Genomic DNA, 26699 nt, shown 5'->3' with positions numbered 1-26699 from the left:
GTAAAAGAATGAATTATTTCATTTAAATGCAAATATTTATTGAAATTTGACAGATTGAAAATGAAAGGAACCTGAAAGAAAATGACTTCAACACACTATATTTCAGAAAATCACATTTCGCCAAGAAGTTGGCTTTGAAACCCAAAATCCAATTAACCCGTTACAGGTATAACAAGAAGCAAAAAAGTGAAGACAAAAAAATCACGAAAGCTCTGATCAAGTGCAACAATTTTTATGCCCTTAACGTATTGTAATTACAGCTTTGCAATCTTTTTATATTTTTCGCACTTAATGGGGTTGATTGGTTGAGCAATTGCAAAGCTTGAAAGGTAATTTTAGTTGTTTGTTTAGAGGGAAGCGGTGGTGCTAGCCACCGCTTTTCTATTATCTGTTGGGTACATCAATATTAACGGGCAAGTTCTCTCCCTTTTTAGTAATCAGGTTGGTCACTTCATAAAACATTTTCAATACGCTCATTTGAGCCACCTCGTCGGATGTCCCTGTAAGTTCAATGGTAACTGTGCGATGAGGTTCCAGCAAAATGTCATCCGGACAGGAAAAACCGACCGAAGGCTGTCGTTGTTTCAAAAGAAAGGGCACATCGCTGCTGTTGTGGATTTGCAAACGACTGATATCCTGATTCTTTAACCCGATTTTCTGGCTCATGACCTTGATTGAATTTATAAAAATCGGCGTCAGGAACCGACGATCGCCCATAATGGTATTGTTAAAATAAACAGCTGTGCGCTGATCTAACAGGGCAGCCTTTACGGCCTCTTCCGTTTTATCTACTGCAAAAACGAGGGTCATCGGGCGTGTTTTCTGCCCAACAGGATAAGTCATTCCGATAGGTGAATGAACATCTGAGTTGGCCAACATCGTCAGCTTTTTCTCATCCGCCCATTTTAAAGCCTCCGTATAGTATTCATCGTAATTAAAAACTTCAATACCTTTCAAAATACCGGCATTCAACAAGCGCGTGTGTTCGCTCCACCATAGGGTCTTTTCAGGCTGCTGGGCCTTCCAGCCCGGATGATTCCAAAAAACAAAAGCACCTTGTTCCTGCGCTTCCACGCAAGCCTCCCACCAATCTTCGCGTTCAATCAGGTTCGCATTCTTGATGAAAATCGCATTTAAATGCCCGGGAGGCATCTTCCGGGTAATCTCCGTTCCGCGAATGAGCAGAACGCCCATTTGGTCGGCCAGGGGTTTGGCAATTTCAAAAGAACGGTTGTGGTCGGCCTCAATGTCTTGTGAATGGGGCAAATATTCAATATGATCGGTGATCGCGATCACATCCAAACCGTCAAGCCAAGCCTCCTGTACCCTAACGGTTGGCCACACATCGCCATCGGAGAACACGGTGTGCATATGGAAATCACATTTCAGCGTTTGGTAACCCAGGATATCGGGGATGGCTACTTCGCGACGGTTTTGTGCAACGGAAGGCAGGGACGCGATGAAACAAACAAGCAAAAACGCAAATACAAATTTCGACAAATTCATGACCAGCAATTTTTGACAAAATTAGGTAAATCCTTTGGTTTGATGGCATTAAATCGGCCAAAGAATTGCCGGTTGTGATTTGACGGGTTCTATGTAATCTTTATTTCTGCCCTCCTACCGAATATATGGGGTCATGACCAAAACATAATCCCGAACTATCAGGGTATCCGTTCCTGCCAACCCAGTATACCCACCTTCTTTGAGTGCATTGTTTATCCCAATAGCCGGATAACATTCATAAGGTTCGCTCCCCCATTTTAAAATCATATCCAGCATCGGGACATGTAAATTCTCCTTTTCTTTTTCAACATAATAGCAATGCCTTGCCATGATAACAGTAGTAAATCCAGAGGGTGTAGGAATCGGAATTTCACGATAATAAAACGGGTAATAAGCCAATAAATTATTCGAGCCATTGAATAAAAAACCATTCTCTATCAAGGCAGAATCCGGATTTTCCCAGTAGATTATGTCATCAACCTGATTTACCGTTCTGGCTTTTTCTTCCGGGACCTGGTCGATTATCAACTCAACGCTGCGGCAAGATAAATATGTTGCTTGGAGAACCTCCGCGACATCTATCTCTTCCAACTCCGGCAAAAAGCCGGCACAGCGGCTGATTACCTCATCTTTCAATGGCTGGGAGATTATCTCGCCGTTGCGTGTAAAAACCCGGATCCCGGCTTCCTGCACAACTCTGCTTGTATAGGTAATTGGATAATCAGTCCTATCTTTATTGCACGATATTCCCACACCAAGCAAAATGGCAAATAACAGCAAGCAAAGTCTCCAATTGTATTCCATCATTTCTAATTTATGCCCGGATTTTGATCCCGAAAGTCCAATAAGCAGGGCTAAAGCTGATCAACCAATTTGAATTATCAGTATCCCAATCCGACAGTGCGTATTCAATTCCCCCAAGCCCAAGATAAATGCCAAACTTTTCGATTGCAAACCAGGTGAGCTCAGGGTTCAGGCTGAGCCCAAATAAGTCGGCATCAGAACTTCCGGAGTAACCTCTTGCATAGTTCTTATCGGGATCCAGGGAAGTTAAACCTTCTGAATTAAGCATCTCCCTGCCAACATAAATGCTTCCGAAATCCGATTTGATTTTTCCATAGCTAACTTTCAGTGTCGAACTAAGGTACAGCCTGTCAACAACAGGAAAATAATAACCCAGGAATAGATTGGGGGCAAAGCCCTTCGACTTCAGTTGCATTTCCTCCATCTGTAGCTGATCGGCTAAAAACAACCGATTGGTCCGGGTTTCTTTGTTGTTCACATAATCCAATCCGAACCCGGCAACAATCCGGTCGGAAAAAGCGAAACCAACCATTCCTCCAACATCCAGCAGGTTTCTCTGTATTGAAGTTGAGTTGGTATAAACTCCGCTTTCGCGATTATCTTTCCGGTAGTTTCCTTCCACCGACGTGATCAGGTCGCCTTTCTGTACTTGTGCGTATGCCTGAAAGGTCAGAAACAGCATACAAAGCACAACAAAAAACATTTTCATCTTAGCTCTTAAAAGAAATTTCACAACTGGTTATTTGGTGTTCAAAATGACATCAGTTAAGCAGTTGCGGTTGCCGGACTTACTTCTTCGAGCAACCAAGTTCTGCCCAACATTCGGCTTCCGATGTTGCAAATAGCCCACGGATAATAGATTCCCAGCGTAACAATTGTCAGCAGTATTTGCCCCCACAGATACAGGAAATCGTTAAGCTGATCGGCGTCATAACCGAAACGAAGTATTCGTTCGGACGAGCTGGCCACTGTCCGGTCCGAGAAATATTTGTATAGACGGACCATCGCCAATGGCATATAAATACCGAAGGTGATCATGGTCAGAACTATCTCCAGGGCAATATTCCCGCAGGCATTCCAGAAATCAGTCTGCCAGGCAATCTTCATCCCCTTGTAATCGACATTCACCATCCATTTATACACCAAATAGGTGTACGGAACCATGATAACCAGTGTAATCAGTTGCTGAATGATTACCACAGAAGCGGCATTCCCAGGGCTTTTCAGCATCATGGTTGCCACGAAAACGGAGATGGCAATGGTTGGCAGCATGAGGGTTAGCAAGATGATGACAAACAATTGACTTCCTTTTCCCTGAAACCTGAACGAATTTGACTGATAGGAAGAATGATTGACAAAAAAGCGGTGCAAGTCGCGCATGAACCAGGCTCCATAAATTCCCAGGGTAATTATGCTCAGAAAGAAACCCAGCAACATGGTGCCCAGGTATTTCCCGAAGGTTCCTGAAAACTTGATTGTTTGTTCTTTGTACGCCACTCCTTCAATGAAATATTTGGCCAAAAAGAAGGTTAGTGCCAGGGCCACAATGATTAGCAGGAACATTGCAGGTAGAAAAATCAGGGAAGGTTTTCCACCAGACTCAACCGACTTAATGCTTACAAGCAAGCCGATGTATGGAACAAAAAACAGTATCAGGAACAATACCCAAATGGGGAACAGTTTTTTACCGGTTAGTTGAAAGTTAAAATAGTTTTTCATAAGTTGTTTTTATTAGTTGATGGTTATTGATTGGCGAATTCAATACGCCTCTTCTATTCATTTCCTGCTATTTTCACTTACAATTCAGTTTAGTGCTTCTTGGGACCATTATTAGTTCTTCAAAAAAGAACTTTCCGATATTCACCACAAAAAAAGCGTGTACAATTTATCAAAAAATCAGATAAAACAAATAACCACAAGCATCTATTTGATGAACAACCTTGTTTCTTGCATGAAACCCCTATTCCCAGCTCATGAACGATCTGTTTTTAGCCATTTGAGTGAATGAAACGGAGAAGATTATTCGCCCTCATGCATTTTAAAATTTGGAAGAGATGAGTTTTCATTCGATCCTGAATCCGGATTTTTTTGCCGGCAAGCCAAAAATTGACCAAAAAAAAGACCGCCCCCAGCAGGGACAGTCTTTGTCATATCGCCGCAGCGACGTATTAATTCAGTTTTGCAAATAACTGCTTGTAGCTTACCTGTGAGCCAATGATGCCCTTCAGGTCGGCAATGGGCACGCGGTCTTGCTCCATGGTGTCGCGGTAGCGGATCGTCACGGTTTGATCTTCCAGCGATTGATGGTCAACAGTAACACAGAAAGGCGTACCAATAGCATCCTGACGGCGGTAGCGCTTCCCAATAGAATCTTTCTCGTCGTACTGGCAGTTGAAATCGAACTTCAGTTCGTCGATAATCTCGCGGGCTTTTTCGGGCAGGCCGTCTTTTTTCACCAACGGCATCACGGCCATTTTTACCGGAGCTAGTACGGGCGGAAGTTTCAGCACCACGCGGGTATCTTTTTCACCGCTGGCCGTGCCCACCTCTTCTTCGCAATACGAAGCCGAAATAACTTGCAGGAACATCCGGTCGACACCAATTGACGTTTCAACGACAAAAGGCACATACGATTCTCCCAACTCGGGATCGTAATATTGAATCTTTTTGCCGGAATATTGCTGATGTTGCGACAAGTCGAAATCGGTGCGCGAGTGGATACCTTCCACTTCCTTAAAGCCAAACGGGAACTTGAATTCCACATCGACCGCTGCATTGGCATAATGCGCCAGCTTTTCGTGCTCATGGAAACGGTAGTTATCGTCACCAAAACCCAGCGCACGGTGCCACTTGATTCGGGTTTCTTTCCACTTCTCGAACCAGTCGAGTTCGGTTCCCGGTTTCACAAAAAACTGCAGTTCCATCTGCTCGAACTCGCGCATACGAAAAATAAACTGGCGGGCGACAATCTCGTTGCGAAATGCTTTCCCGATTTGGGCAATCCCGAAGGGTATTTTCATTCGCCCGGTTTTCTGCACGTTCAGGTAATTCACGAAAATGCCCTGCGCGGTTTCGGGACGAAGGTAAATTTTCTGCGCGCCATCGGCTGTTGAGCCCATATCGGTCGAAAACATCAGGTTGAACTGGCGCACATCGGTCCAGTTGCGGCTGCCGCTGATGGGACAGGCAATCTCTTCGTCGATAATGATTTGTTTCAGCTCATCGAGGTTGCTATCGTTCAACGCGTTGGAAAAACGCGTGTGCAGCTGGTCCCATTTTTCCTGGTTGGCCAGCACACGCTGGTTGGTGGCGCGGAATTGTGCCTCATCAAAAGCATCGCCAAAACGCTTGCGGGCCTTTTCCACTTCCTTGTTCATTTTTTCCTCGTACTTCGCCAGTTGCTCTTCAATCAGCACATCGGCGCGGTAACGTTTTTTCGAGTCCTTATTGTCGATCAGCGGGTCGTTGAAAGCATCCACGTGGCCGGAAGCTTTCCAGATCGTCGGGTGCATGAAAATGGCCGAGTCGATCCCCACCACGTTTTCATGTAAAAGCACCATGCTGTCCCACCAATATTTCTTGATGTTATTCTTCAGTTCCACACCATTCTGTCCGTAGTCATAAACGGCGCCCAATCCGTCATAAATTTCGCTGGATTGAAAAACGAATCCATACTCTTTGCAATGGGCAACCAGTTTCTTAAAAATATCTTCCTGAGCCATAGTTATCAATTTATCTTCTTAAAGGAAATTAATCTACTTCTTCAAAATCGACATACTCACCTTCATCTCTGGGAATTCGTGAGTTTCGGGGCTGATTTTTCTCCAGTCGAACATCGCCTTCAGGGCGGCTGTTCCGGTAATTTGTTGATTGTCCCTGCCTGCCGGATTGACTGCTGAAAAAAGGCAGGATGTACCGGTTTATAAACCTGATCACGTAATAAATAATCAGGATAAAAAGTAAGGTTCGCAAAAAATTCACAAAAAACAGGATCACATTCAATACAATCATAACTCTTGAAAATCAGCGGCTGTAAAAGTAATAATTAATTGTGAAACCAACATACTCCGACCAAAGCCGCTGCGCAACCTTTTTCGGCAGGGCAAAAAAAAAGCGGGGAATGCCCCGCCATAAAATGGTTTTGCTGAATATTGCCGGAAATACAACAATTTGTACACCTTTCCGAGATAACGGAATTGCACCTTGACGTGCCAAATTTAACTCGCTGTCTTTTGTTAATGATAACGCTTTATCCGCAAGGCAACGCTCATTTTCTCTTTTCCTTGGTGGCAATGTGGTCTAGTACAACAAATTGGGAATTTTGGGAATGAAACTCCGGGATTATGGCTTTCATCCGGGCAACCAGCTTGGTATCCGAATCCGTTTGGCTCGCCTGTAATAACGAATCGACTTCATTTTTAACCATCTCGAAATCGAAAGGACACACGTTGGCGACCCTTATTTTGGGATGATAGGTTTGAACCGTGTTTTCTTTATCGGCAAGCAATTCTTCAAATAGTTTTTCCCCCGGTCGCAGTCCGGTAATTTGAATCGGGATGTCTTCTTCCGGCTTCAAACCGGCCAGGGTAATCATTTTCACGGCCAGCTCATAGATCCTCACCGGATCACCCATGTCGAACATGAATATTTCGCCGCCACGCGCCATAAAGCCAGCCTCCAGCACCAGCTGACAAGCTTCGGGAATGGTCATAAAGTAGCGAATGATATCGGGATGAGTGACCGTCACCGGGCCACCAGCCTCTATTTGTTTGCGGAACAGCGGCACCACCGATCCGTTTGAGCCCAATACATTTCCGAAGCGCGTGGTGATAAACTGTGTGTGGACATCGGTCAACCGGGAAAGAGATTGAATATAAATCTCACAGATCCGTTTGGAGGCGCCCATAACATTCGTCGGATTGACGGCCTTGTCAGTAGAAATCATGACAAACTTTTTCACACCGAATTCCACAGACAAGTCTGCCAGGAGGCGAGTTCCGCCAATATTTACACGAATGGCCTCGTAGGGTGTTGCCTCCATCAGCGGTACATGTTTATAGGCAGCGGCGTTAAATACATACTGCGGCCGAAACTCGTCAAACACGTGCCGCATCCGGACAGGATCGGCAACACTGGCCATCACCACCCTGAATTTTGTTCCCGGAAAAGAGGACAACAATTCCTGCTGAAGGTCATACAGGGGTGTTTCTGCCTGATCGAGCAACAAAATGTTTTTAGGCTCGAATACGGTTAACTGCCTGACAATTTCGGAACCGATTGACCCTGCTGCACCCGTTACCAAAACCACCTTATTCTTTAATGAACGTGAAATTTTGTCGAAATTAATTTCGATGGGCTCGCGCCCCAACAAATCCTCAATTTTAACATCGCGGATTTGCTGCATGCGTAGTTTACCATCAATCCAGTCTTTTAATGGCGGCACAATACGTACATGTACTCCAAATAACAGACAGTGATTCAGCAAAATCTTTTGCCGGTCAGGAGCGATTCCCCCGTGATTAACTGCAATGATAATCTCGTGTACATCCAGACGTTCGATTACTTTATCAAAGGCATATTGTTCTGAATAGATCGGCTTTCCGGCCAATCGTTTTCCAATTAGCGCTTTTTCATCATCAATAAAGCCCAACACATGCACCTGTGAATACGGGTCGCTCTCGAGCACGCCAAGAGTAATCCGTCCCATTTTTCCTGCCCCAAAAATGAGCACTCGCCTGTATCCATTATGTGGGACCACATATGTGTGGTACATGTTGCGTACAATCAGCCGAAACCCCATCAGCATCACAGAGGTGACAGCAGCATGGACAAAAACCACAGAATAAGGAATAATCAGAATGCCTGGTACAAATTGTAGGTGCGCAACAGCTGATACCAGGTAAACCGCGCACATAGCCGCGCTGACGCTGAGAGCCAGCCTGGCAGCATCCTCTATGGACGAATGCCGGAGAATTCCGCGATAAATACCTGCCAACAAAAATATTCCCCCGTAAACCGGGAAGATGACACCAACCAATTGCACCATCACCTGCCCAAAAGATGCCTGATCGATATAAATGTTCAGACGCAGGATGTACGCCAACAAAAAGGCTGTCGCTGTGATTCCGGTATCTGCCAGAAAAACCAACCACCGTGGCAAGATCATTTTTTTAATGTATTTACAAAATAAATCGACCATGTGTCCAGTGGTTACAAATATCGTGTATGGAGAATGTACCAGTACCGACCTCTCAGTTTCAGGGCATTAATCACAAACTGTAATCAAAATGGATTTGCCCTGTCGGCACAAATATTTGGGTGTGTTGTTTCGGTAAAACGATCAGATCATATCGGTGATTCCTATTGTTAAGTTTGTTCAATTGCTCCTTCAAGCCACTCCTCCCGCCAGAAGTGGAAGCATGACCGGTCGCAGCCTCCCTGAAATTCGCCGGTACAATAAACCCCTTCCAGAAAATAACTGGGGCTTTTTAATTTGCGCAATTCTCCGGTCGATTCCATTTTAATTTTTTCAGCCTTCTTGAAGACCTTATACTTCCCTCCGCAAAATTGCTCCATCTCGGGCATAAAGTACAGGCCCCTGTATTTCCCGTTTTTGTCGAGTGTCAAGGCAATTTCAGTCAGCGACCGAACTTTTACCCATTCTCCGGGCCGCAAGTTTAGTGATTTTGTGACCGGTTTATCTGAAGCTGTCCTGTTGTCCCATTGAACGGCCCGATATTTTATCCGCCCCTGCAAGGTGAAAAGCTTGTTCGGGATCTTTTTGGCGATTCGGTAAAGCAGATGCCTCTTTCTACTAGCATCCACTATCGGTTCTTTCTGAAAATTGCACGCGCTGTTGTTGGCTATACTTACATTCGTCTTCATAAATTTGAATATATTGACTTTGCATAATCCTCTCCCCTCACCGACAGCATCAGTGGATTAATTTAAAACAGTATTTTGAATCAATGGGGCTACGCGAAAGAATTCACCCATTCAATAATTCAAAATATATCTGATTACACTTTCTGGCTTAACATACTTTAAATAATACGCTTTTGCACCAACCTCTAAATGTTGCCTGTATTTCTTATTTTTAACTATTAATCTAACAGTCTCCTCTAGCTTAGAAAAATCAGAAATAATGTGGATGTTTTTTCCATGCACCAGCGCTTCAGGCAATTCATTTGATAAAGGTGTCGAGATAATAGCTTTCCCCATTGCTAGAAATTCACCCAACTTCCATCCGTGGCAGTTATGCACTGAAGGAGTATTAAATACAAACAACGACGCCTTTGTCTTATCTAAATAGCTTTTAACAGAATATGGCTTTGTAAAAACAATTTGCTTAAACTCCTCATATTGAGGATGTGACGAATTAGCGTAAAAACCGCCCTCAAAGTCAATGAATTGAAAATTCTTACAAGTTTCAATAAAATGCTTCCGTAAAACATTGGTGGTTTTAAGACAATTTTCATGCGGCCAAAGAGTAGAAATAAAAAAAACGTAGTTTTCCTTACTTTCCATGCTCTCATACTCTTTAAGTTGGTCATTTTTTGAATAACCCTCTATGGGTAAGCGCCTCAAGTACAACAAAAAATAATCTGCAAAAAATTGCTTCCCCGATGTTACAGGAGAAAAATTACACTTTGCAAAATTAGAAATGCCATAAAATATTGTTTCCCACAAACCCCAAATGCGGATTCCGAAGCCGGGTGGAATGGAAATCATTTTCGACGAAAACCTTGAGCCTGTATATCTCTTGTGATAATTAATTTTTGCGTACTTATCACACCAATCATAAGCACTTTCTTTCACTTCAACCTTATCACGAAAGTCAATGACATATTTAGTTAAGCAATCTTTATCGACGAGAACAAAGGCCATATAGTGCTCGTATGAATTCCGCTCTTTTTGCCTTTTAAGAGATTTAAAATATTTTGAAGAAAACCGAACATTAACCTTTCCAAAAACAATCTCCAGTCCTTTAATATAAAAGGATGAATATTGAATATTCACTGTTGGATCTATAATAATTGCAGGCATTTTGTTTTAATCAAAAGAATTGAACGCTTTTACTGAGAAGATTAATATTCTGACTATTCCTTCTCGTAAGGGCCTAAATCAGGTGCATTCCCAAGGAAGGGCAGACCGACATCAACACCGGCATTGATCAGATCGCTTCCCGTAGCCAGCCTTAAAAAATCGATGGCAGGCAAATCGCCATTTGGCTGACGCTTACCGGATACACGGGCCGTATCAACACGCACAAAATCAGCATCTGATACGGTAACATTGGTCGAAGCGGTCCAACTGTTATGGTCAATTTTACTATTAGCTGAAAAATAACCTGACCGGCTGTTTTTATAGCTAATGTTGTTGCGGACAATCATGGGCAAATTGTATTGCCCGATATCAAACCCGATATTATCATTATCGAAGGCAAAATTGTTGTAAAAAGTCATCTTCACGTTGCCATCGTTTTGATTGAACCCTATAAACCGGTTATTGAAAGCCAAGCAATTTGTCAAGACCCTTTGATGGACATCCAATTGCGGCTTTCGTGTCTGTCCTAATTTAAAGCCACCGCCATCTCCTTTTCCCCGTCCATTGTTAAAGGACCAACACGCATCAAAAACAACGATCCCTTCATTCTCCCAACAATCGAACCCATCATCCGAATTGTACCATGACCGACATCCTTTGAAATAGGTATAAGCATGCTGTGAAGTAAAACAAATTACAAAGCCGTCGGCCTGCCCACCTGAATACCCTCCTGTCGAAATGTCAAAGTTATCGTACGCATCGCAATTGATCAGGGAGATTGTATCGAGGGCATATCCCTGAAAACCGGACCCTTCGTTGCCATGAGAAACACAATTCTCAACAGTGTAAGTTCCTCCCAGCTCGAATGAAAAACCACAAGACTCAATACTTTGTGCATGTTGACTAATCCCGGTCACCGTTAATCCTTTTAAGTAGTAGTGAGAACATTTACTAAGCAATATACCAGTATTTGCCTCGGTATTTGTTATGGTAGAACAATCAAGCACAGGCATTTCGCCCGGATAATTAAAAATACAGATTGGGTTTGCATGGGCACCTTTTCTATTCACAACATATACCCCAAACTCATCCATTTTATCAGCATAGAACACCCCTCCGCGAATAAAAACCGTATCTCCGGCACCGGCCTTCGAGAATGCCTTTTGCCAGGTAGCCCATGGCTGATCAACCGTTCCTGGATTCGTGTCGTTTCCATTCAGTGCCACATAATAGGTAGCCTTCTCTCCCCACACCACAACTTCATTATCACCGGTAGTATCAATTAGATTCGCTTGGGTGGTATCTTGATCAGTCGGCTTTAGATCCTCCTGATGGCATCCACATGACGATAGAATGATCATCAATAAAACGACATAACCCATATTCATTTTTCTGCATATTAAATCAGTCTGTTAATCTTTACATTAAAATAATCTATTAGCAAAGCGTTTTCGATACCGATATGCATCAATAACTGCAATTTTTTTATCACAATTGAAGGTATGTGTACCTTTCACATCAGCATCCCAGCCTGCTTCAATCTTAGAGAGCATCGTTTCAGCATACGCATTTTCGCTCAGCGTGGTTATTTGATTCAAATTAAAAGCACGACCATACCTGAAGGAACAATCTTGGGAGGGCCGGTAAATTTGCCCGTGCTTCATGAAAATACGCCCTGCCGGACGAGCAGTTCTCACATCAGTCACAATTGGATTTAGAGGATGAGGCTCCCATTTGTCTGTAAATAACGTATCAGAAGAAAAAAGATGTAATTCTTTATAATCCGACCAAGTTGACAACTCGCTTACCGCAGTAAATAACCACCATCGGTTATTATTAAAGAAGATCGTACTGTCAACCGCATTTATATCCTCCTTCAAATTCATCACAAAGCTCCATTTCCGAGGGAATTCGACACACTCATACAACTCAATTGTCTTGTTTGCAGAAGTTTCTGGAATCATATACCATTTAGCATTCAATTCAAAAATAAAAGGATATGATATATGAAAAGGTCTTTCAAGTATTTTCTCAAAACTGAACAAGTCACCCTCTTTTCCAATCTCTAACAACGAAATATATCCCTTTCCGTCCCTGTACAAAAACTCTTCAACAAAAATGAAAATATTACCATCCCGACTAAGTACAAATGGATCTGCCCAAGCCCTGTCCTTGGGTGGAATTAATGCTTTATAGTCATTCGGCAATATTGGAAAAATTTCCGAATCAACTTTTAGCATTAAAAACCATATTCCACTAGTTTGATGCGCGATCAGGCAACTTAAATATCTGGAAAGCATTTTAAAAACATTGACAACTGCTTGGTAATTTGAAGGCGAAAAAAAAATAGCACTTGTTTGTTCCGAAAGAGTCATTCTGAAATGCAATGTTTGCCCACCAAAATAGGCAGTCCCGAATTTGTAAATTCCTGCAAGCAATCGTGGTAAAATCAAAGAGCAAAAGCTATACAAATGATATTGGTTAATTTGAATGGAATGGTAATTAACTGGAACCCAACTCCGGTGAATGACAGCCTCACGTTCAAATTCGCCGTTTGTTGCCCGGACAGATATCTCCATAACCGGGCCCTCGTTAATCATTTGCCCATAAATATAAGCAAGGCTATTACAATTCCGTTCACCAATAACATATTGCCATACTCCGAAACGTGCCAACGGGAATTGGCATGTGGAGAAATCAACCGCACTTAAATTAAGCAGTACATCCAGTTTATACGATGCAATTTCCGACCAAGCATTTTCATTTTTCGGACTAAGTGAACAGCGTGCGATTCCCTGAAATAATGCAGTCGCATCTACCAGTTGGTTAAAATTGTAACGCTTGCCGAAAACCTGACGGTCCAACTTCCGGTGCAACTTGAAAAAAAACGATGCTTTCGGATCGTTATCCTCCAGACGGGCACTTTCATTCAGGACAATCAGTTTTAAATCGGCATAATTGGAACCTGCTATTTTCGCTACTACCTGGTAGATCCAACAGGGAATAAGCTCGCCGTTCAGGATAATCCCAACATGGACAACATTTTTCATTTTAAAAACGACTTACTGGAACAGGGACGTGAAGGCGGACATGCAACAAACAAATCCGAGCATAGTATCAAGAAAGAATATTTCTGATGGCTGCGCATATATATTTCAATTCTGCATCCGTCAAATCCGGATAAATGGGCAGCGAGACTATTCCCTGCCAAATTCGTTCGGCATTGGGAAAGTCCTTTTCATTTAGCTGATAGGTGTCGCGGTAATAACTCATTCGGTGCAGTGGCTTATAATGCACCGAAGTACCAATCCCCTGCTGGCTCATCCGGTGGATAAATTCGTTCCGGGAAACAGGCGCATCCGGTTTGATAATAATAGGAAACAGATGCCAGGCATGATTTTCGACCGGGCCAACACACAAGGGCAGGTCAACCACAGACAAATTTTGCAGCTCATTCAGATAATACAAGGCACAACGCTGGCGCTGCTCCCTGAAAAAATCGGCTTTTCCCAGTTGGGCAAGACCAACAGCAGCATTGATGTCGGGCATATTATATTTATACCCGGGAGCAACGATATCGTATTCCCACGACGTTTTCCCATTGGTGTACCGGTCCCACACATCATGGTCAATCCCGTGCAGCCGCATGGTTTTCACCCGATTATAAATAGCCTCATCATTTGTAACCAGCATGCCACCTTCACCGGTTGTTATGGTTTTATTCGCATAAAAGCTAAAACAAGTAACATCACCAAACGATCCCACAAACCGGCCTTGAAATTTCGTTGGAAAAGCATGCGCTGCATCTTCAACCACACGAATTTGCCGTGATCGGCAAATATCCACAATCCCGTTTCCCTCAGGCGTTGCCAAACTGGCTGCCTGCCCGCCATAATGAACCGGCATAACCGCCCGAACATTTCCATTTATTGCCAAGGCTGCTTGCAGTATCTCCGGTGTAAGCAGGCAGGTACCATACTCAACATCCGTAAAAACCGGATCGGCCCCGAGGTACCTCACGACATCTGCCGTTGCCGTAAACGTCATCGTAGGAACCAGCACTTTGTCCCCCGCTTTGATACCAACAGCCTCCACGGCAAGGTGCAAGGCGGCGGTGCACGAATTTACTGCACAGGCATACCTCACGCCAAGGTACTCGGCAAATAACCGTTCAAACTGAAGAGCTTTGGTGGAAGTGGTGAGCCAACCACTTTCAAGAACTTCTTTCACAAAGTTCAACTCGTTCCCGGCCATAGGGACTCTTGAAAACGGAATTTTCATGGGCTTCACTTATTTCCTGACAAAAAGGCAATAAATTGTTTTTAGAACCAATACCAGGTCGCTGGCCAGGGAATGCTGGTCAACATACGCTTCGTACAAGTCGAGCTTACGAGGAAGCAACACTTCCCGGTAGGTTCTTTCCGGATCGGCAGCTTTTGCCAGCAGATCTTCTTCGTGTCTGAACACCAAAGCTGCATGATCCGTAATTCCCGGACGAACAGACAAAACCTTTGCCCAACGTTCGGGGTAAACATTCACCCACTTTCCCACTTCGGGGCGGGGCCCCACCAACGACATATCTCCCTTCACAACATTCATCAACTGGGGCAATTCGTCGAGTTTTGTTTTTCGAAGAAATTTCCCGAATGGGGTCACCCTGCTGAGATCACCGGCACCAAATTCTTCTGTTTGACCTGAACCCGAAACACGCATCGATCTGAATTTGAAAAATTGGAATGGCGTCCCGTTTTTTCCAATCCGCTTTTGTTTGAAAAATACCGGCCAACCATCTGTAAAATAAATTAGAATACCCACCAACAAAAACAGGGGAAAAAGAAGGATTAAACCCGACAAGGCCATAACGAAATCAAAAGTCCTCTTCATCTGAAAAATGTCATGAGCTTCACAAATGGTATAAATTCAATCTCACAGCAGGAAAGACCTCAATCAGCCCAGTTGGCCGAAATACCCTGATTATTCGCAGCTTGCAAAATCATTTCGACTATTTTCTTCAAATTATGCTTTTTCGAGAAATTGTTCGTCGCATATTGATACCCCTTCATGCCTTTTTCCTCTAACTCAGCTTTTTTCAGGTCACTCACCAACCGAAAGATGGCTACCAGTTCGCCCATTTCCTCAGGCGGAACAACCCAACCACAACGGGCCTGTTCAATAGCCCTGGCAGAATCACTTTGTTGATCAACACAGGCAATGACCGGCTTCTTCGAATATAAATAAGCCACCAGCTTTGATGGGATGGAGCTCATCGCAGCACCTCGCTTAACCGGAAGAAGCATTACATCGGCCCGGTCTTGAATTTCGGGCACTTTCCCCGCCGGTACATCCCAAAACAAGATAGGTGTATCTTTACACCCTTCGGCAATTCGCTGACATTCTTCTTTCATTGACCCGGAACCGGCAATGACCAACCTGGCGTCGGACAAGTTGGCCTGGGCAAAGCTTTTAATCAAAAAATCGACCCCGGCAACAGGGCCAATGTTCCCCAAATACATAAACGTGAAAGGTTTTTTACTGGCCTGACCATACAACAGATCCTTCTTCTGATAGTGGTATTTAATAAAGTCAGCCTCATCCTGCCAATTCTGAATGAGGGCAATTTTTTCTTCGAGAATACCCCTTGTTCGTATAAAATTGAGCTTCATGTTCTCCGAAACAGCGATCACACGCGTAGCATTTTTCAGAATATAAATATCTAAGGGCATTAATAACCTGTGAATGAATTTGCAGAATACCGGAATTTTAGTTGACAAGGACTCAGGATAAATGTCCTGCACATGAACAATAGATGGAAGAGCACAATGCTTTGCCGCTCTGACGATCAGGTATTGCGCCAATAAAGGCCAGGCATTAAGATAAACAACTGCTATTTTGTCGCGATGTTCCCTTATGTACCGGGCAACATATCTCCCGAAGCTGTAACTTTCCCGCATCCGGCCAAATAAGCCAGAACGGGCGCAGGTATATGAAGGAAGAATGACGTGTTCAAACTTTTTATACTCCATCCGAAGGCAATCAAAACTGAACCCGTAAGGCCGTGTCGGCTTCGGTCTTAAAACCCTGACTGTCACATCATCCGACAGTGTTACCGCTAAATCGTGGGCAATAGTTGCCGACACAACAGGCTCGGGCGGAAATACGGCGGATACCAGCAAAATCATTGGCTTATCGTTTTGGTTGATAGTTGTCAAGAATTACAATGCAGTTATACAGCTTGCTATGTTGGCAAGTTTAGAAACTAATTTTCGACAGTCATCCTATCCAGAATGCGCTGTCCCTGATATAAGCGGATTATCTTTTGAATAAATTTATTTTTGACACTCCTCTTTCCCAATATCTTGACATATAGAAAGATAACTATCCACAAAGAAACCCGCAGAACAGGATGAAGAATATAAACACGCGTAGCCGGGACCGGCTCAAAAAGCATGGTCCGTTTAAACCGGTTTAACTCCGGCAGGGGACTGAACGATTCCATCCCGTCGGAAAATATCAACTCCCCCTCCTTCTCAATAATTTTATTAAACAAAGTATATATCAATCCATTTAAAGGCGCTAGCCCTGGCCAATTACGGTCAACATACTGATTAACTACATGATATTTCCCATCCGCTTTAAACGCGATGATGTACCCAATCAATTTTCCGGCATAGTAAGCACCTAGCATGGCTACATCTTCGTGGCCATAAAATGAGGTCACATAGCTCTTCCATTGATTTTCATTGGTGAGATATTTATCGTCCCGTTGTTGCAATTTCATGGTTTGACGGTTGATATAAAGACCTTCCCTCATCAAATCTTCAACCGAGGGTACCCTGAACTCACACTCCCGCAAACTTTTCCGGGTAGTGGGCCGTGTCCGGTGGGGAAGCATGTCGATCCGGTACTCTTTTGTTCTAATGATAAATTCGTGTGTATTTTTTATTGGTGAACTTACCTTTAAAACCGAGATCAGGTATCTCCATTTCAGTTTACTGATAATCTTTGGATTCAATGAAACATTGGAAAGTTGCGGAAAAGAATAATTGATGCACCCTCGATTAAGAAAATACTGCCCTTCAATATTACTTACCGAGTAGCCGCATCCGCGATAAATTGCGACTAATTCATCCAGCTTCATACTACGATCTTTTTTCGTTTAAACAGAGAGGCCCCAGCCAAAAGGATTACTTTCAAAAGGCCTAAGAGCAATTTAGACCCGTTAACGAACTCTAAAACCTGCCAGATTAAAACAACAATCCGGAGGTTATGTTACTGATTATAGTTTGCCAGCAGTTTTTGTACTGAGTGAATACATTTTCAACCGAATAGGCCCCGAGGACCCGCTGCCGGCCTCTGCTACCATACAATTCCATCACGGAAGGTTTCCTCATTAAATCGGCAATGGCACCCTGCAGTTGATCGACATTTTTTGGAGGTATACAAACGCCACAGGCCGAATGGGTGTTAGCTGCCAACATAGTAGAAACAGCTCCCACTTCGGCGGCAATTACTGCGCACCCCATTGCCATCGCTTCAAGTATTACCATCGGGAAACCTTCGGTATAACTAGGCAGTGCCAGAATCGGGGATTGGGCCATATTATCAAGTACCTGTTCCTTATTTTGCTGGCCTTCGAACAACAGCCATTGACCTGCCTCCCGTTTTCGGGCAATTCTCTCCAAATCTTTCCTTATCGCTTCTTCGTAGGGTCCAATCAATAATAATTCCTTCACCTGTGGTAACTTTACACAAGCCTCCGCCAACTCGTAAATGCCCTTATCTTTAATGACGTGTCCAACAAAAATAATTCTTCCGGGATGACGAAAAACTGAATTCTTGCTCAGTTCCCTCGCCTTCACTTCCACCTCTTGGGCAATCGGGTTTGGGATACAGGAAACATTTGTGCAACCTGCTTCATTCAACACTTCCACCGATTTCTCATCCAACACAATTGACCACGCACTTTCGCGAATGAGTTTTATCAGCAGATTCCATTCCCAATTTTGTTTTTCTTTCAGACGAGGTATTCGTCCAAAATGCCAATGCATAACTACCGGTACTCCCCTGCGCCTCGCAGTTCGCACAATCAGGATATCTTTAATCATCGCCAGCGATGCACTGCTGGCCAGGTGGATCAGGTCAGGTCTTTCCTTCTGCAAATTTTTCCTGACCTGAAAGTACGTTTGCAAAGAATTAAACATACCTGTTAATAACCTGACAAACATCGATTCGGATGTGACCGGCCTTATGTGATGCGAGGTATCCTGAACTTTCAGGTTAACTCCGCAAGGATGTTCGCTTACAAAACCGACCATCGTTTCGGTCACAGATTGTATGCCTCCTATCGGTGGAGGCAAGGGAGCAACCAGCAGCACTTTCATAATTTTGGCTTATTCTTTAGCCCGTTGAAATTCCCATGATAACCCGCATATTGAAAAAAACGAGGTATTCCGGTTAATTCGGCTACCAATTTGGTAATTGATCCATTATCAGACGCGCCGGTAACTTTTAACTTATATGAATTTGAGTTTATGTCGTTCCAACCGGCATCTGTTGTCCTTGCTATTTTAAGGCCACATTCCCTCAGCATATGAATACACTCCTCGTCGTAATCGCCATTTGGATAGGCAAATGCTTCAATTCTCCTTCCAAGAATTTCTTCCAATTCCAGCTTGCCCGCCATGATTTCATCTCTTTTTTCTTCCATTGTACACTGGGTCAATACAGGATGATACCTGGTATGAAGGCCAAAATCAACAAAATCCTTCATTTTCTCAATTTCATTTACATTCAGCGCTTGTCGGTCGCCTTTATATTCTTTATCCTGATCATACCGATACTTTTTTTCTAATTCGGCAAGCCTTTGCATATTCGGTATCCGCTTTAACCGTTCCACATCACCGTTACAACAAGCGGTCCACCAGAAATGTCGTTCTGTATTTATCACCTGGGAAGTCAGAAACAAGGTTGGCCGGAGATTATATTTTTGAAAGACTGGTAATAATTCATAATTCTCTTTCCAGCCATCATCAAAAGTAATTGCCAATGCATAATCAGGAATCATCTCCCAGCTCCTATCTCTTTTCGCTTTAATAAAGTCCATTAAGGGAACCAGGTTATACCGGCTGGACAAATAGTTGATATGTTTTTCAAAAACATCCACCAGCGGATTATGATACACCAGCACCGTTAGCTTCTTCTTTGCCATACACGTTCTGAAAAGCGAAGCAACTCCGCAATACCGGATCAGAAGATAAAGTAAGCTGAAAATAAAGCGCTTCATCATTGACGAACATTCAGGTGAGCACGCTGCCAATGCCAGTTACAGGTTTCTTCCAACCCCTGTGAGATTGTATGTGTTGGCTTATAACCAAGAATTGCCTGACTTTTTTCGCAGGACGCCATTGAATGAGGAACATCGCCCGGACGTGCAGGCCCGTAAGTAACATCCACACGAGCAAGAGTGTGGTCAAACCTCGCCAGAATCCGTTTCAACGTATCTGCCAGTTCGGCAATGGACGTATATTGTCCAACGGCCGTATTGAAAACTTCGGCAATCGTTTCGGAAATACCCGGAACACGCAGTTCTTGATTCCTTTTATAATAGGCTTGCTGCCTCTCTTTGATAATGGAAGACGGTGTACTGGCAGCCAACTGAATAGCCTGAAGCACATTCTCGATATAAGTGAAATCCCGCGAAAAAGTTCCATCTCCGAATACATGCAGGTTTTCGTGGTTGATGATCGAATTTATAAACTTAGGGACGACTGCCGCATAGGATCCGCTGGGATCCTGCCGGGGGCCAAACACGTTGAAATAGCGCAGCCCCACGGTTTCGATTCCGTACATAGCTGAAAAATTTGCGGCCAACAACTCATCGGCATATTTGGTAACCGCATAAGGTGAGAGGGCTTTTCCAATCTGATGCTCCACTTTGGGCAAGCCGGAATGGTCGCCATAAACCGAAGAGCTGGATGCATAAACAAAACGACCAACTCCCTCATCTTTTGCCGCAAACATCATTTTCACAAAACCTCCAATGTTTACATCGGTACTCGTAACCGGATCAGCTATAGAACGGGGAACACTCCCCAAGGCCGCCTGATGCAAAACGCAGGTACAACCTACCACCGCTTTCCGGCAATCATCGTAATTGCGGATATCACCTTCAATCAGGATGAATTCCGGATTTTTCAGCGCCTTTTCCAAGTTCTCAAGTTTCCCGGTAGAAAAATTATCCAGGCAAACCACCTGATTGTTTTGCGCCAACAATCGGTCAACAAGGTTAGAACCGATAAAACCGGCGCCACCGGTTACCAGTACCTTCGAATTTTCGATCATTCTCTCAAGATTAATTTTAAAGCCGGCCATCAACTATTTTTTTGTCCCAACAACCCTTGATATCATAAATTACAGCCTTGCTCCCGTTTCGAAGTTTTGAGAGATCGAGGTCTTGAAACTGATCATGTGCAACAGCCAATATAACCGCATCGTATTTTTTACCCATGAAGTTATCGACCAGTTGCAGCGAGTATTCTTTCTTTACCTCTTCCCTCTTGGCCCATGGGTCGTAAACATCAACCTCACAACCATATTGCACAAGTTCATGGATTACGCTGATAACCTTGGTATTCCGGATGTCAGGACAGTTTTCTTTAAACGTTATTCCAAGCACCAGCACCTGACTTCCCCGAACGGCATGGCCTTTTTTGATCATAAGTTTAATAACCTGGGAAGCGACATATTCGCCCATGCCATCATTTAGCCGTCGGCCGGCCAGGATGATCTCCGGAATATACCCGGTTTCCTGTGCTTTTTGGGCCAGGTAATAGGGATCGACCCCGATGCAATGCCCACCTACCAATCCGGGACTGAAAGGCAGAAAGTTCCATTTGGTTGCTGCAGCCTCCAGCACTTCATGGGTGTCGATACCGAGGTTATTGAAAATTTTTGACAGTTCATTTATGAACGCAATATTAATATCGCGCTGCGAATTCTCTATCACTTTGGCAGCTTCAGCTACTTTTATCGATGATGCCAAATACGTCCCGGCAGTTATAATGGATTGATAAAGCGCATCTACTTTTTTGCCGACCTCGGGGGTTGAACCCGATGTTACTTTCTTGATTTTGGTAACGGTGTGCTCTTTATCGCCGGGGTTGATCCTTTCAGGTGAATAGCCAACAAAAAAATCACGATTCAGTTTTAGTCCGGAGATCTGCTCAAGTACGGGGACGCAATCTTCCTCTGTTGCACCCGGATATACGGTTGATTCATAAATCACCAGGTCATTCTTTTTTAATACAGAGCCAACTGTTTCGGATGCTTTTAGCAAAGGGCCAAGCACCGGCCGATTGTTCTTGTCGGTCGGTGTGGGAACAGTAACAATATAGTGGTTACAATCGGCAATAGCAGACCGATCGGTTGTGACAAACAGACCGTATGGATGGTCAGTAACCGGTTTCCCTTTTTTAAGGACCGATTGCAAGCAGCTGTCGGATACCTCCCGTGTGGAATCGTGCCCTGTATTAAGTTCGTCAACACGTGCCTGACTAATATCGAAGCCTACAACACTATACTTTCTGGCAAACTCGACTGCTAAGGGCAGTCCGACATATCCCATCCCGATAATGGCAATTTTAATGTTCTGCTGGCTCATATTTTTTTTATCTTTTCTTCCGACCCTGACGCACGGCTAGTCCGTCGATTGCTCTTCAACCGGGATTCCATCCCCCAATAGCCGGAGATATTTCGTAACAATTATTTCCTTATCAAAGTGTGATAAAGCTATACGCCGGTTTTCTTCACCAATTCTTTTCAACTGATGATTATCCAACCGGATCAAGTAACAAAGAGCCTCCTGTATGGAATGAGGGTCCATCGGATCACACAATAGATTAGGATCATGCGCTAAAAATCGGGACATATCAGAAACTTTCGTACACACAACCGGCTTTCCACAAGCCATTGCTTCACAGATGATATTTGGGAAACCTTCATAAAAACTAAATAGTCCCACTGCATCGGATTCCTGGATTATGCGTTTGATATCGTGGGTGGCTTTGTGAATAGTGATTAAATCCGGAAGTCCACTCTTTCTAATTTCAGCCAGGCAGTCCGTCAGAAAACCGTTTGAACCTGGTTGTTTTTCGAGCTCCCCATACCATTCAACCTTAATTTTACTCCGGTCTTCTTCCGGAAGAAGCAAAAGTGCCTTGATTAAACCGGTTATGTTTTTTTCGTATTGAACACGGGCTGCAATCAGCAAAGAAATTTTATCTTCCCGACGGTACACAAAACTCCCCAAAGGCTTGAAATCACGAAAGTCTAATGTATTATAGATAATGTGGCATTTCGATTTAGGGAGCAACGGGTTTACTGACAGTACAAACTGCATGTTAGTTTCAGAGTTGGCGACTATAGAATCGGCAAAAAAATGGAACCAACGGTAGAATCTCAGCTTAAAGGATTTTAATATTTCAGGATTCGCACTTCTTTCGCCGACCACTAATTTCCATTTCCGGTGAGGAATTCCGGCAAATTCAGAGATAAAACTCGCACCTTCTAAAAATGAAAGTACAGCATTATAGTTTCCCCGCCGTATGAAACGCCTTAGTTTTAAAAGCCGCTTCATGTAGTTTGGCTCTTCCAGGCAAGAAACCGTAATCCCCTCTTTTTCGACAATCGAAAGGAAGAAAGGAATGTTGTGATAGGTAAGAAAAGATACAACATTCCCTTTCGCCTTGAATGACAGAGCAAGTTCGACCAGCTGTCGCTGAGCACCGCCAAAACATAAACTATCGATCACGCATAGGATATTCATTCTTTGAGGGCTAAATCTGTTCTGTAATGCAACCCAAGTTGCACCGGCATGTCCCTATTCAGCAATAACAGTTGGATATGTAGTGGAGGAATGCAGTATGTCCGGCTCGTCGGCCCTGCAGGCAGAAAGTGTTCCACACGTTATGTAGGCAAGAATAGACCATCCGAGTTTCAATTCCAAAATATGACTGCCAAGCAACATCCCGACAACAATAATTATGAGCAGGATAGGCAATAATATACCGGACTGCTTATACGACAGATAACTTCGCCAAAAGATAAGGTAGATGAATGATAAATAGATAACCAGACCCGCAATGCCAGTAAAGCACAACAATTCCATTACAACACTATGCGGACTCATATCACGTCCGAAAGTAGCCAGACAAAAGGCATCATAACCCGATTGACCGACACCAAACAATAGATTTTCCTCGATAAGCGGAATCAGATGTTCCCAGATAGCATCCCGGTTCGACAGGTCCCCCTCATGCAGGCTCATTAGCAGCCGGGTCCGCAATATCTCATTCTGCATAGAATAATACCCGATAAGAAGTAACAAAATACCTCCCACAACAAACACTGTCATTTTTGCAGAGTACGCTTTGGTCTTTAGTAACACCAGGCCAGCAACAAAAACAATGACAAAGGAAACAATTGCCAAGCGTGATCCTGTGGCGACCAAAAGGCCTAACATAACCGGAATTGTGAACAACAACAAATAGCGGAATTTGCCCAGCTGAAGTCGGTTTTGTACCACTGTCATCAACACAATGATAATCGAAATACACATTCGCTGGCCGATGACATTTTCATTATCCCCAAAAATAGAAACCCGCCCATCGGTGTATTCAATTCCAATTCCCTGGTAAAAAAGCAAGGCAAGAGCTGTTGACCCCAATGCAAAGAACAGCAGGCCTTTTTCCAACACCAACTGATTAGTCCGTTCATGATTTACAAGCACCCAAAAAAGTACGATGTTTTGCAGAATTGTGTTATCCAAAATATGATCATTGACTGATTCTGCATGGATCGCATTCATAAAAAGCAACAAACAGAAAAATAGCAAAATAGCATTCAAAACCGGCCTGACTTCAGAACCTGTCCTATACCTGACCATACTTGGGACTGAAACCACGAAATAAATGATACCCGTGAGCCTTGAGATTGAGAAAAAACCTCCCGTTTGGAAAGGATCCCAAACCTCGAAGTTCATGGAAAAGAAAAAAATGAAAAGCGCAAATTGCTGTAACCAGCGCATGACTAACTTCTGATATAACCTTTTAATGGCAACCTGCCCGTTACAACCCGGATAAGCTTATCTACCGAAACGCCATCGAACACAAAAACTCCGTATTTCATTTCAACCAGCGATACAATCAATAGATATACTAGTCCGAAAAACACAACCAGGAAATTCCCGTAGTCGAAAAAATATTCGATTAAAGCAAAAGGGAAGATGGCAGTTATTGAAATTACGGCAATACGCAGGAATTTTCTCCACGGGAAATAAGTAAATACGTTGCTTTCAACCAATTTCATCTCGTACCGTAGTTGAATAGTTTTTGGCAAAATAATACTTATCATGGCACTGGTGATGCCACCCCAGATTCCGTAATATTTTATCAGAAAATAGGTTAGCGGAATCGTTAAAATGCTACTAAAAAAGTATGCTTTCAACGACAAAATGGTTCTGTCGGTCGCCCGGAGGATTAAGCCTGCGCCAAGCATGAAAATAAGAAATGACAGGATATATATTCGAAACAGCGGTACCGCATCCACGTACTTGGCAGTAAAAAACAAAACAATTATCCTTTCGGCATAAAGCGACACCAAAACGATTGCAGGCACTGAAAAGGAATAGGTTTTTGTAACCAGTGATTTATAAATTTCAGAAATCTCTGCCGGTTTGTTTTCGTGATGCTTTTCCGCCATCTTGATCAGATATACCTGCGAAAGCGATTGGTAAACCTGCTCAACACCCGGAATTCCGTAAAAAGCGATTGCATAGGTGGCAAATGCTGCCGGAGCAAGAAACGAGATACAAATGATTTTGTCGAACTGCAGGGCGAGTGTGTTCAACACCAAGGCCAGGCCAAATGGCCAACTGTATTTGAATTGTTTTACGGCTAATTCGATATCGATATACTTTCGAATATTTGCCGGTTCAATTCCTCTTAAAGCATAAAACATCACGAACAGGAAACAAACAAACCCGGCGCTGATTATCCCAAACATGACCGAATTCAAACTTTGCCAAATTACTGCAAAACCAATCACAAACATCAATCGCGACAGCACCACGGCTGGCGGATAAAAAACACTTGTGAGATTGTCAACGCGTGCCACATAAAGCGGCTCTATAATAATAACGGGCAACAAAAACAAAACCCCCAGGCTGATAAACATGGTGTAATTAATCAATTCCCCTTGCCCTACCAAATATTTATTCAGTAGCGGGACATTTACTAATCCAATAGCCACCAGCGTGAAAATTAACAGCAATATAACAGTATGTACAATTAGAGATTTTTGTTTCTGCTCACTTGCCTTAGGATAGAAATAATACAAATTCGACTGTACCCCCAAACTGAAAATTATGGTTAAAAAATTTATTAGAATATAGAATTGGGAATACAGTCCAAATTCTGACTTTGACAGAAACCTTGTCAAAAACAAGGGCATAGCAAATGTGGCTACTAAAGCAATAATTTTACCCGCCATGATGGCGGCCGTCTGCTTGGCCGTACCGGAAATTTCAATGGAATCAGGATTTTTTTCCACGGTTGGGGAGAATCTTTAAAGTTATTGACATAAAACCCGGAAAGATCTTTTATGCTTCGTATCACCGATGGTAGATCCTTGAAACAGGATTTATCCGTACGCCGGTTTTGCATAGTGCGAACCAACATCCGACGAAAATTTTCGAGGATAGCATGAACTCAATGAAACAGCCGAGGAGCTTTGTCAATATCTGTTTTGACAATTTTTGCCGGATTTCCCGCCACGATACAATTTGGAGGAACATCTTTGGTTACCACAGCATTTGCTGCAACAATTGAGTTTTCGCCAATGGTAACACCTTTACAAATGCGCGAAAATGAGCCAATCCAAACATTTCGTCCGATTGTGATGTCAGCTGCATCAGAGTGCCGCCATTTCCTGTAATCCGATCCTTTTGCTGAAGCACTTTTCAACTGCCGGTCTTGCGGATTTATGGAGTGGTTATTATTATCCATAATCACCACATATTCAGCAATTGAAGTATAATCGCCAATGGTTACTGACTTTACAGAACCCACAACACTATTTTCCCTCAGATAGCTGTAGGCACCCATTTTTATTTTTCCATGGTTTTCAGACAGGAGACTCCCTGAAATCATGGCATGATCACCAATGAGCACATCATTCTTATCGGAACCGTCGGCAAGTGAAACATAAGTATGTCTGTCAAATACATGATTGGTCCCCTCCAGCGTGACGCTTCTTTCAATATATCTTGATTTATATTTATCCAAACA

General features: G+C 43.4%; 23 protein-coding genes. All 23 read right to left on the bottom strand.

Annotated features, from left to right (window positions below):
* Positions 1-384 precede the first annotated feature (384 nt).
* A complete protein-coding gene (locus tag N2K84_RS03000) occupies positions 385-1506 on the bottom strand; it encodes an Sb-PDE family phosphodiesterase (RefSeq protein WP_282590289.1) in 1122 nt (373 codons plus the stop codon).
* Between the two features lie 114 nt (positions 1507-1620).
* A complete protein-coding gene (locus N2K84_RS02995) occupies positions 1621-2313 on the bottom strand; it encodes a hypothetical protein (protein WP_282590288.1) in 693 nt (230 codons plus the stop codon).
* A 7-nt stretch (positions 2314-2320) separates the two neighbouring features.
* Complete coding sequence (locus tag N2K84_RS02990) at positions 2321-3019, bottom strand: hypothetical protein (protein ID WP_282590287.1); 699 nt, start codon at positions 3017-3019, stop codon at positions 2321-2323.
* 56 nt (positions 3020-3075) lie between these two features.
* Positions 3076-4029, bottom strand: a complete 954-nt coding sequence (locus N2K84_RS02985) for a DUF898 family protein (RefSeq protein WP_282590286.1) — start codon at positions 4027-4029, stop codon at positions 3076-3078.
* Positions 4030-4478: 449 nt separating this feature from the next.
* Positions 4479-6032: a glycine--tRNA ligase gene (locus N2K84_RS02980; protein ID WP_282590285.1), complete on the bottom strand. Its 1554-nt coding sequence runs from the start codon at positions 6030-6032 to the stop codon at positions 4479-4481.
* Between the two features lie 28 nt (positions 6033-6060).
* Positions 6061-6321 (bottom strand): DUF4834 family protein, encoded by a 261-nt coding sequence (locus N2K84_RS02975; protein ID WP_282590284.1) that lies wholly within the window; start codon positions 6319-6321, stop codon positions 6061-6063.
* Positions 6322-6577: 256 nt separating this feature from the next.
* Positions 6578-8476 carry a polysaccharide biosynthesis protein gene (locus N2K84_RS02970; RefSeq protein ID WP_282590283.1) on the bottom strand — a complete coding sequence of 633 codons (1899 nt, stop codon included), beginning with the start codon at positions 8474-8476 and terminating at the stop codon, positions 6578-6580.
* A 200-nt stretch (positions 8477-8676) separates the two neighbouring features.
* Entirely contained in the window at positions 8677-9195 is a 519-nt protein-coding gene (locus N2K84_RS02965; RefSeq protein ID WP_282590282.1) for a hypothetical protein, read from the bottom strand.
* A gap of 111 nt (positions 9196-9306) precedes the next feature.
* Entirely contained in the window at positions 9307-10356 is a 1050-nt protein-coding gene (locus N2K84_RS02960; protein WP_282590281.1) for a glycosyltransferase, read from the bottom strand.
* A 53-nt stretch (positions 10357-10409) separates the two neighbouring features.
* Positions 10410-11744 (bottom strand): right-handed parallel beta-helix repeat-containing protein, encoded by a 1335-nt coding sequence (locus tag N2K84_RS02955; protein WP_282590280.1) that lies wholly within the window; start codon positions 11742-11744, stop codon positions 10410-10412.
* 36 nt (positions 11745-11780) lie between these two features.
* Positions 11781-13406: a glucosamine inositolphosphorylceramide transferase family protein gene (locus N2K84_RS02950; RefSeq protein ID WP_282590279.1), complete on the bottom strand. Its 1626-nt coding sequence runs from the start codon at positions 13404-13406 to the stop codon at positions 11781-11783.
* A 67-nt stretch (positions 13407-13473) separates the two neighbouring features.
* The gene (locus N2K84_RS02945; RefSeq protein ID WP_282590278.1) at positions 13474-14637 is read right to left on the bottom strand and encodes a DegT/DnrJ/EryC1/StrS family aminotransferase; all 1164 of its coding nucleotides are present in this window, start codon (positions 14635-14637) and stop codon (positions 13474-13476) included.
* 9 nt (positions 14638-14646) lie between these two features.
* Entirely contained in the window at positions 14647-15240 is a 594-nt protein-coding gene (locus N2K84_RS02940) for a sugar transferase (protein WP_282590277.1), read from the bottom strand.
* Between the two features lie 59 nt (positions 15241-15299).
* Positions 15300-16535, bottom strand: coding sequence for a glycosyltransferase family 4 protein (locus N2K84_RS02935; protein ID WP_282590276.1), 1236 nt, complete (start codon positions 16533-16535; stop codon positions 15300-15302).
* A gap of 77 nt (positions 16536-16612) precedes the next feature.
* Complete coding sequence (locus tag N2K84_RS02930; RefSeq protein WP_282590275.1) at positions 16613-17494, bottom strand: hypothetical protein; 882 nt, start codon at positions 17492-17494, stop codon at positions 16613-16615.
* 106 nt (positions 17495-17600) lie between these two features.
* Positions 17601-18737, bottom strand: a complete 1137-nt coding sequence (locus tag N2K84_RS02925; RefSeq protein ID WP_282590274.1) for a glycosyltransferase family 4 protein — start codon at positions 18735-18737, stop codon at positions 17601-17603.
* On the bottom strand, positions 18734-19459 hold the full coding sequence (locus tag N2K84_RS02920) for a polysaccharide deacetylase family protein (RefSeq protein WP_282590273.1): 726 nt from the start codon (positions 19457-19459) through the stop codon (positions 18734-18736). Before N2K84_RS02920 ends, N2K84_RS02925 begins: the two co-directional genes overlap by 4 nt.
* 179 nt (positions 19460-19638) lie before the next feature.
* The gene (locus tag N2K84_RS02915) at positions 19639-20697 is read right to left on the bottom strand and encodes an SDR family NAD(P)-dependent oxidoreductase (RefSeq protein WP_282590272.1); all 1059 of its coding nucleotides are present in this window, start codon (positions 20695-20697) and stop codon (positions 19639-19641) included.
* Positions 20698-20713: 16 nt separating this feature from the next.
* Positions 20714-22015 (bottom strand): nucleotide sugar dehydrogenase, encoded by a 1302-nt coding sequence (locus N2K84_RS02910; RefSeq protein WP_282590271.1) that lies wholly within the window; start codon positions 22013-22015, stop codon positions 20714-20716.
* Positions 22016-22051: 36 nt separating this feature from the next.
* On the bottom strand, positions 22052-23164 hold the full coding sequence (locus N2K84_RS02905; RefSeq protein ID WP_282590270.1) for a glycosyltransferase: 1113 nt from the start codon (positions 23162-23164) through the stop codon (positions 22052-22054).
* Between the two features lie 69 nt (positions 23165-23233).
* On the bottom strand, positions 23234-24439 hold the full coding sequence (locus N2K84_RS02900) for an O-antigen ligase family protein (RefSeq protein WP_282590269.1): 1206 nt from the start codon (positions 24437-24439) through the stop codon (positions 23234-23236).
* A gap of 2 nt (positions 24440-24441) precedes the next feature.
* Complete coding sequence (locus tag N2K84_RS02895) at positions 24442-25962, bottom strand: lipopolysaccharide biosynthesis protein (RefSeq protein ID WP_282590268.1); 1521 nt, start codon at positions 25960-25962, stop codon at positions 24442-24444.
* 158 nt (positions 25963-26120) lie between these two features.
* Positions 26121-26696, bottom strand: coding sequence for an acyltransferase (locus tag N2K84_RS02890; RefSeq protein WP_282590267.1), 576 nt, complete (start codon positions 26694-26696; stop codon positions 26121-26123).
* Between the last annotated feature and the right edge of the window lie 3 nt (positions 26697-26699).

It is taken from the genome of Gaoshiqia sediminis (assembly GCF_025907915.1).
Taxonomy (GTDB): domain Bacteria; phylum Bacteroidota; class Bacteroidia; order Bacteroidales; family Prolixibacteraceae; genus Gaoshiqia; species Gaoshiqia sediminis.
Note: the sequence above shows the minus strand (reverse complement) of the source record. Positions and strands in the feature narration are given on the sequence as shown.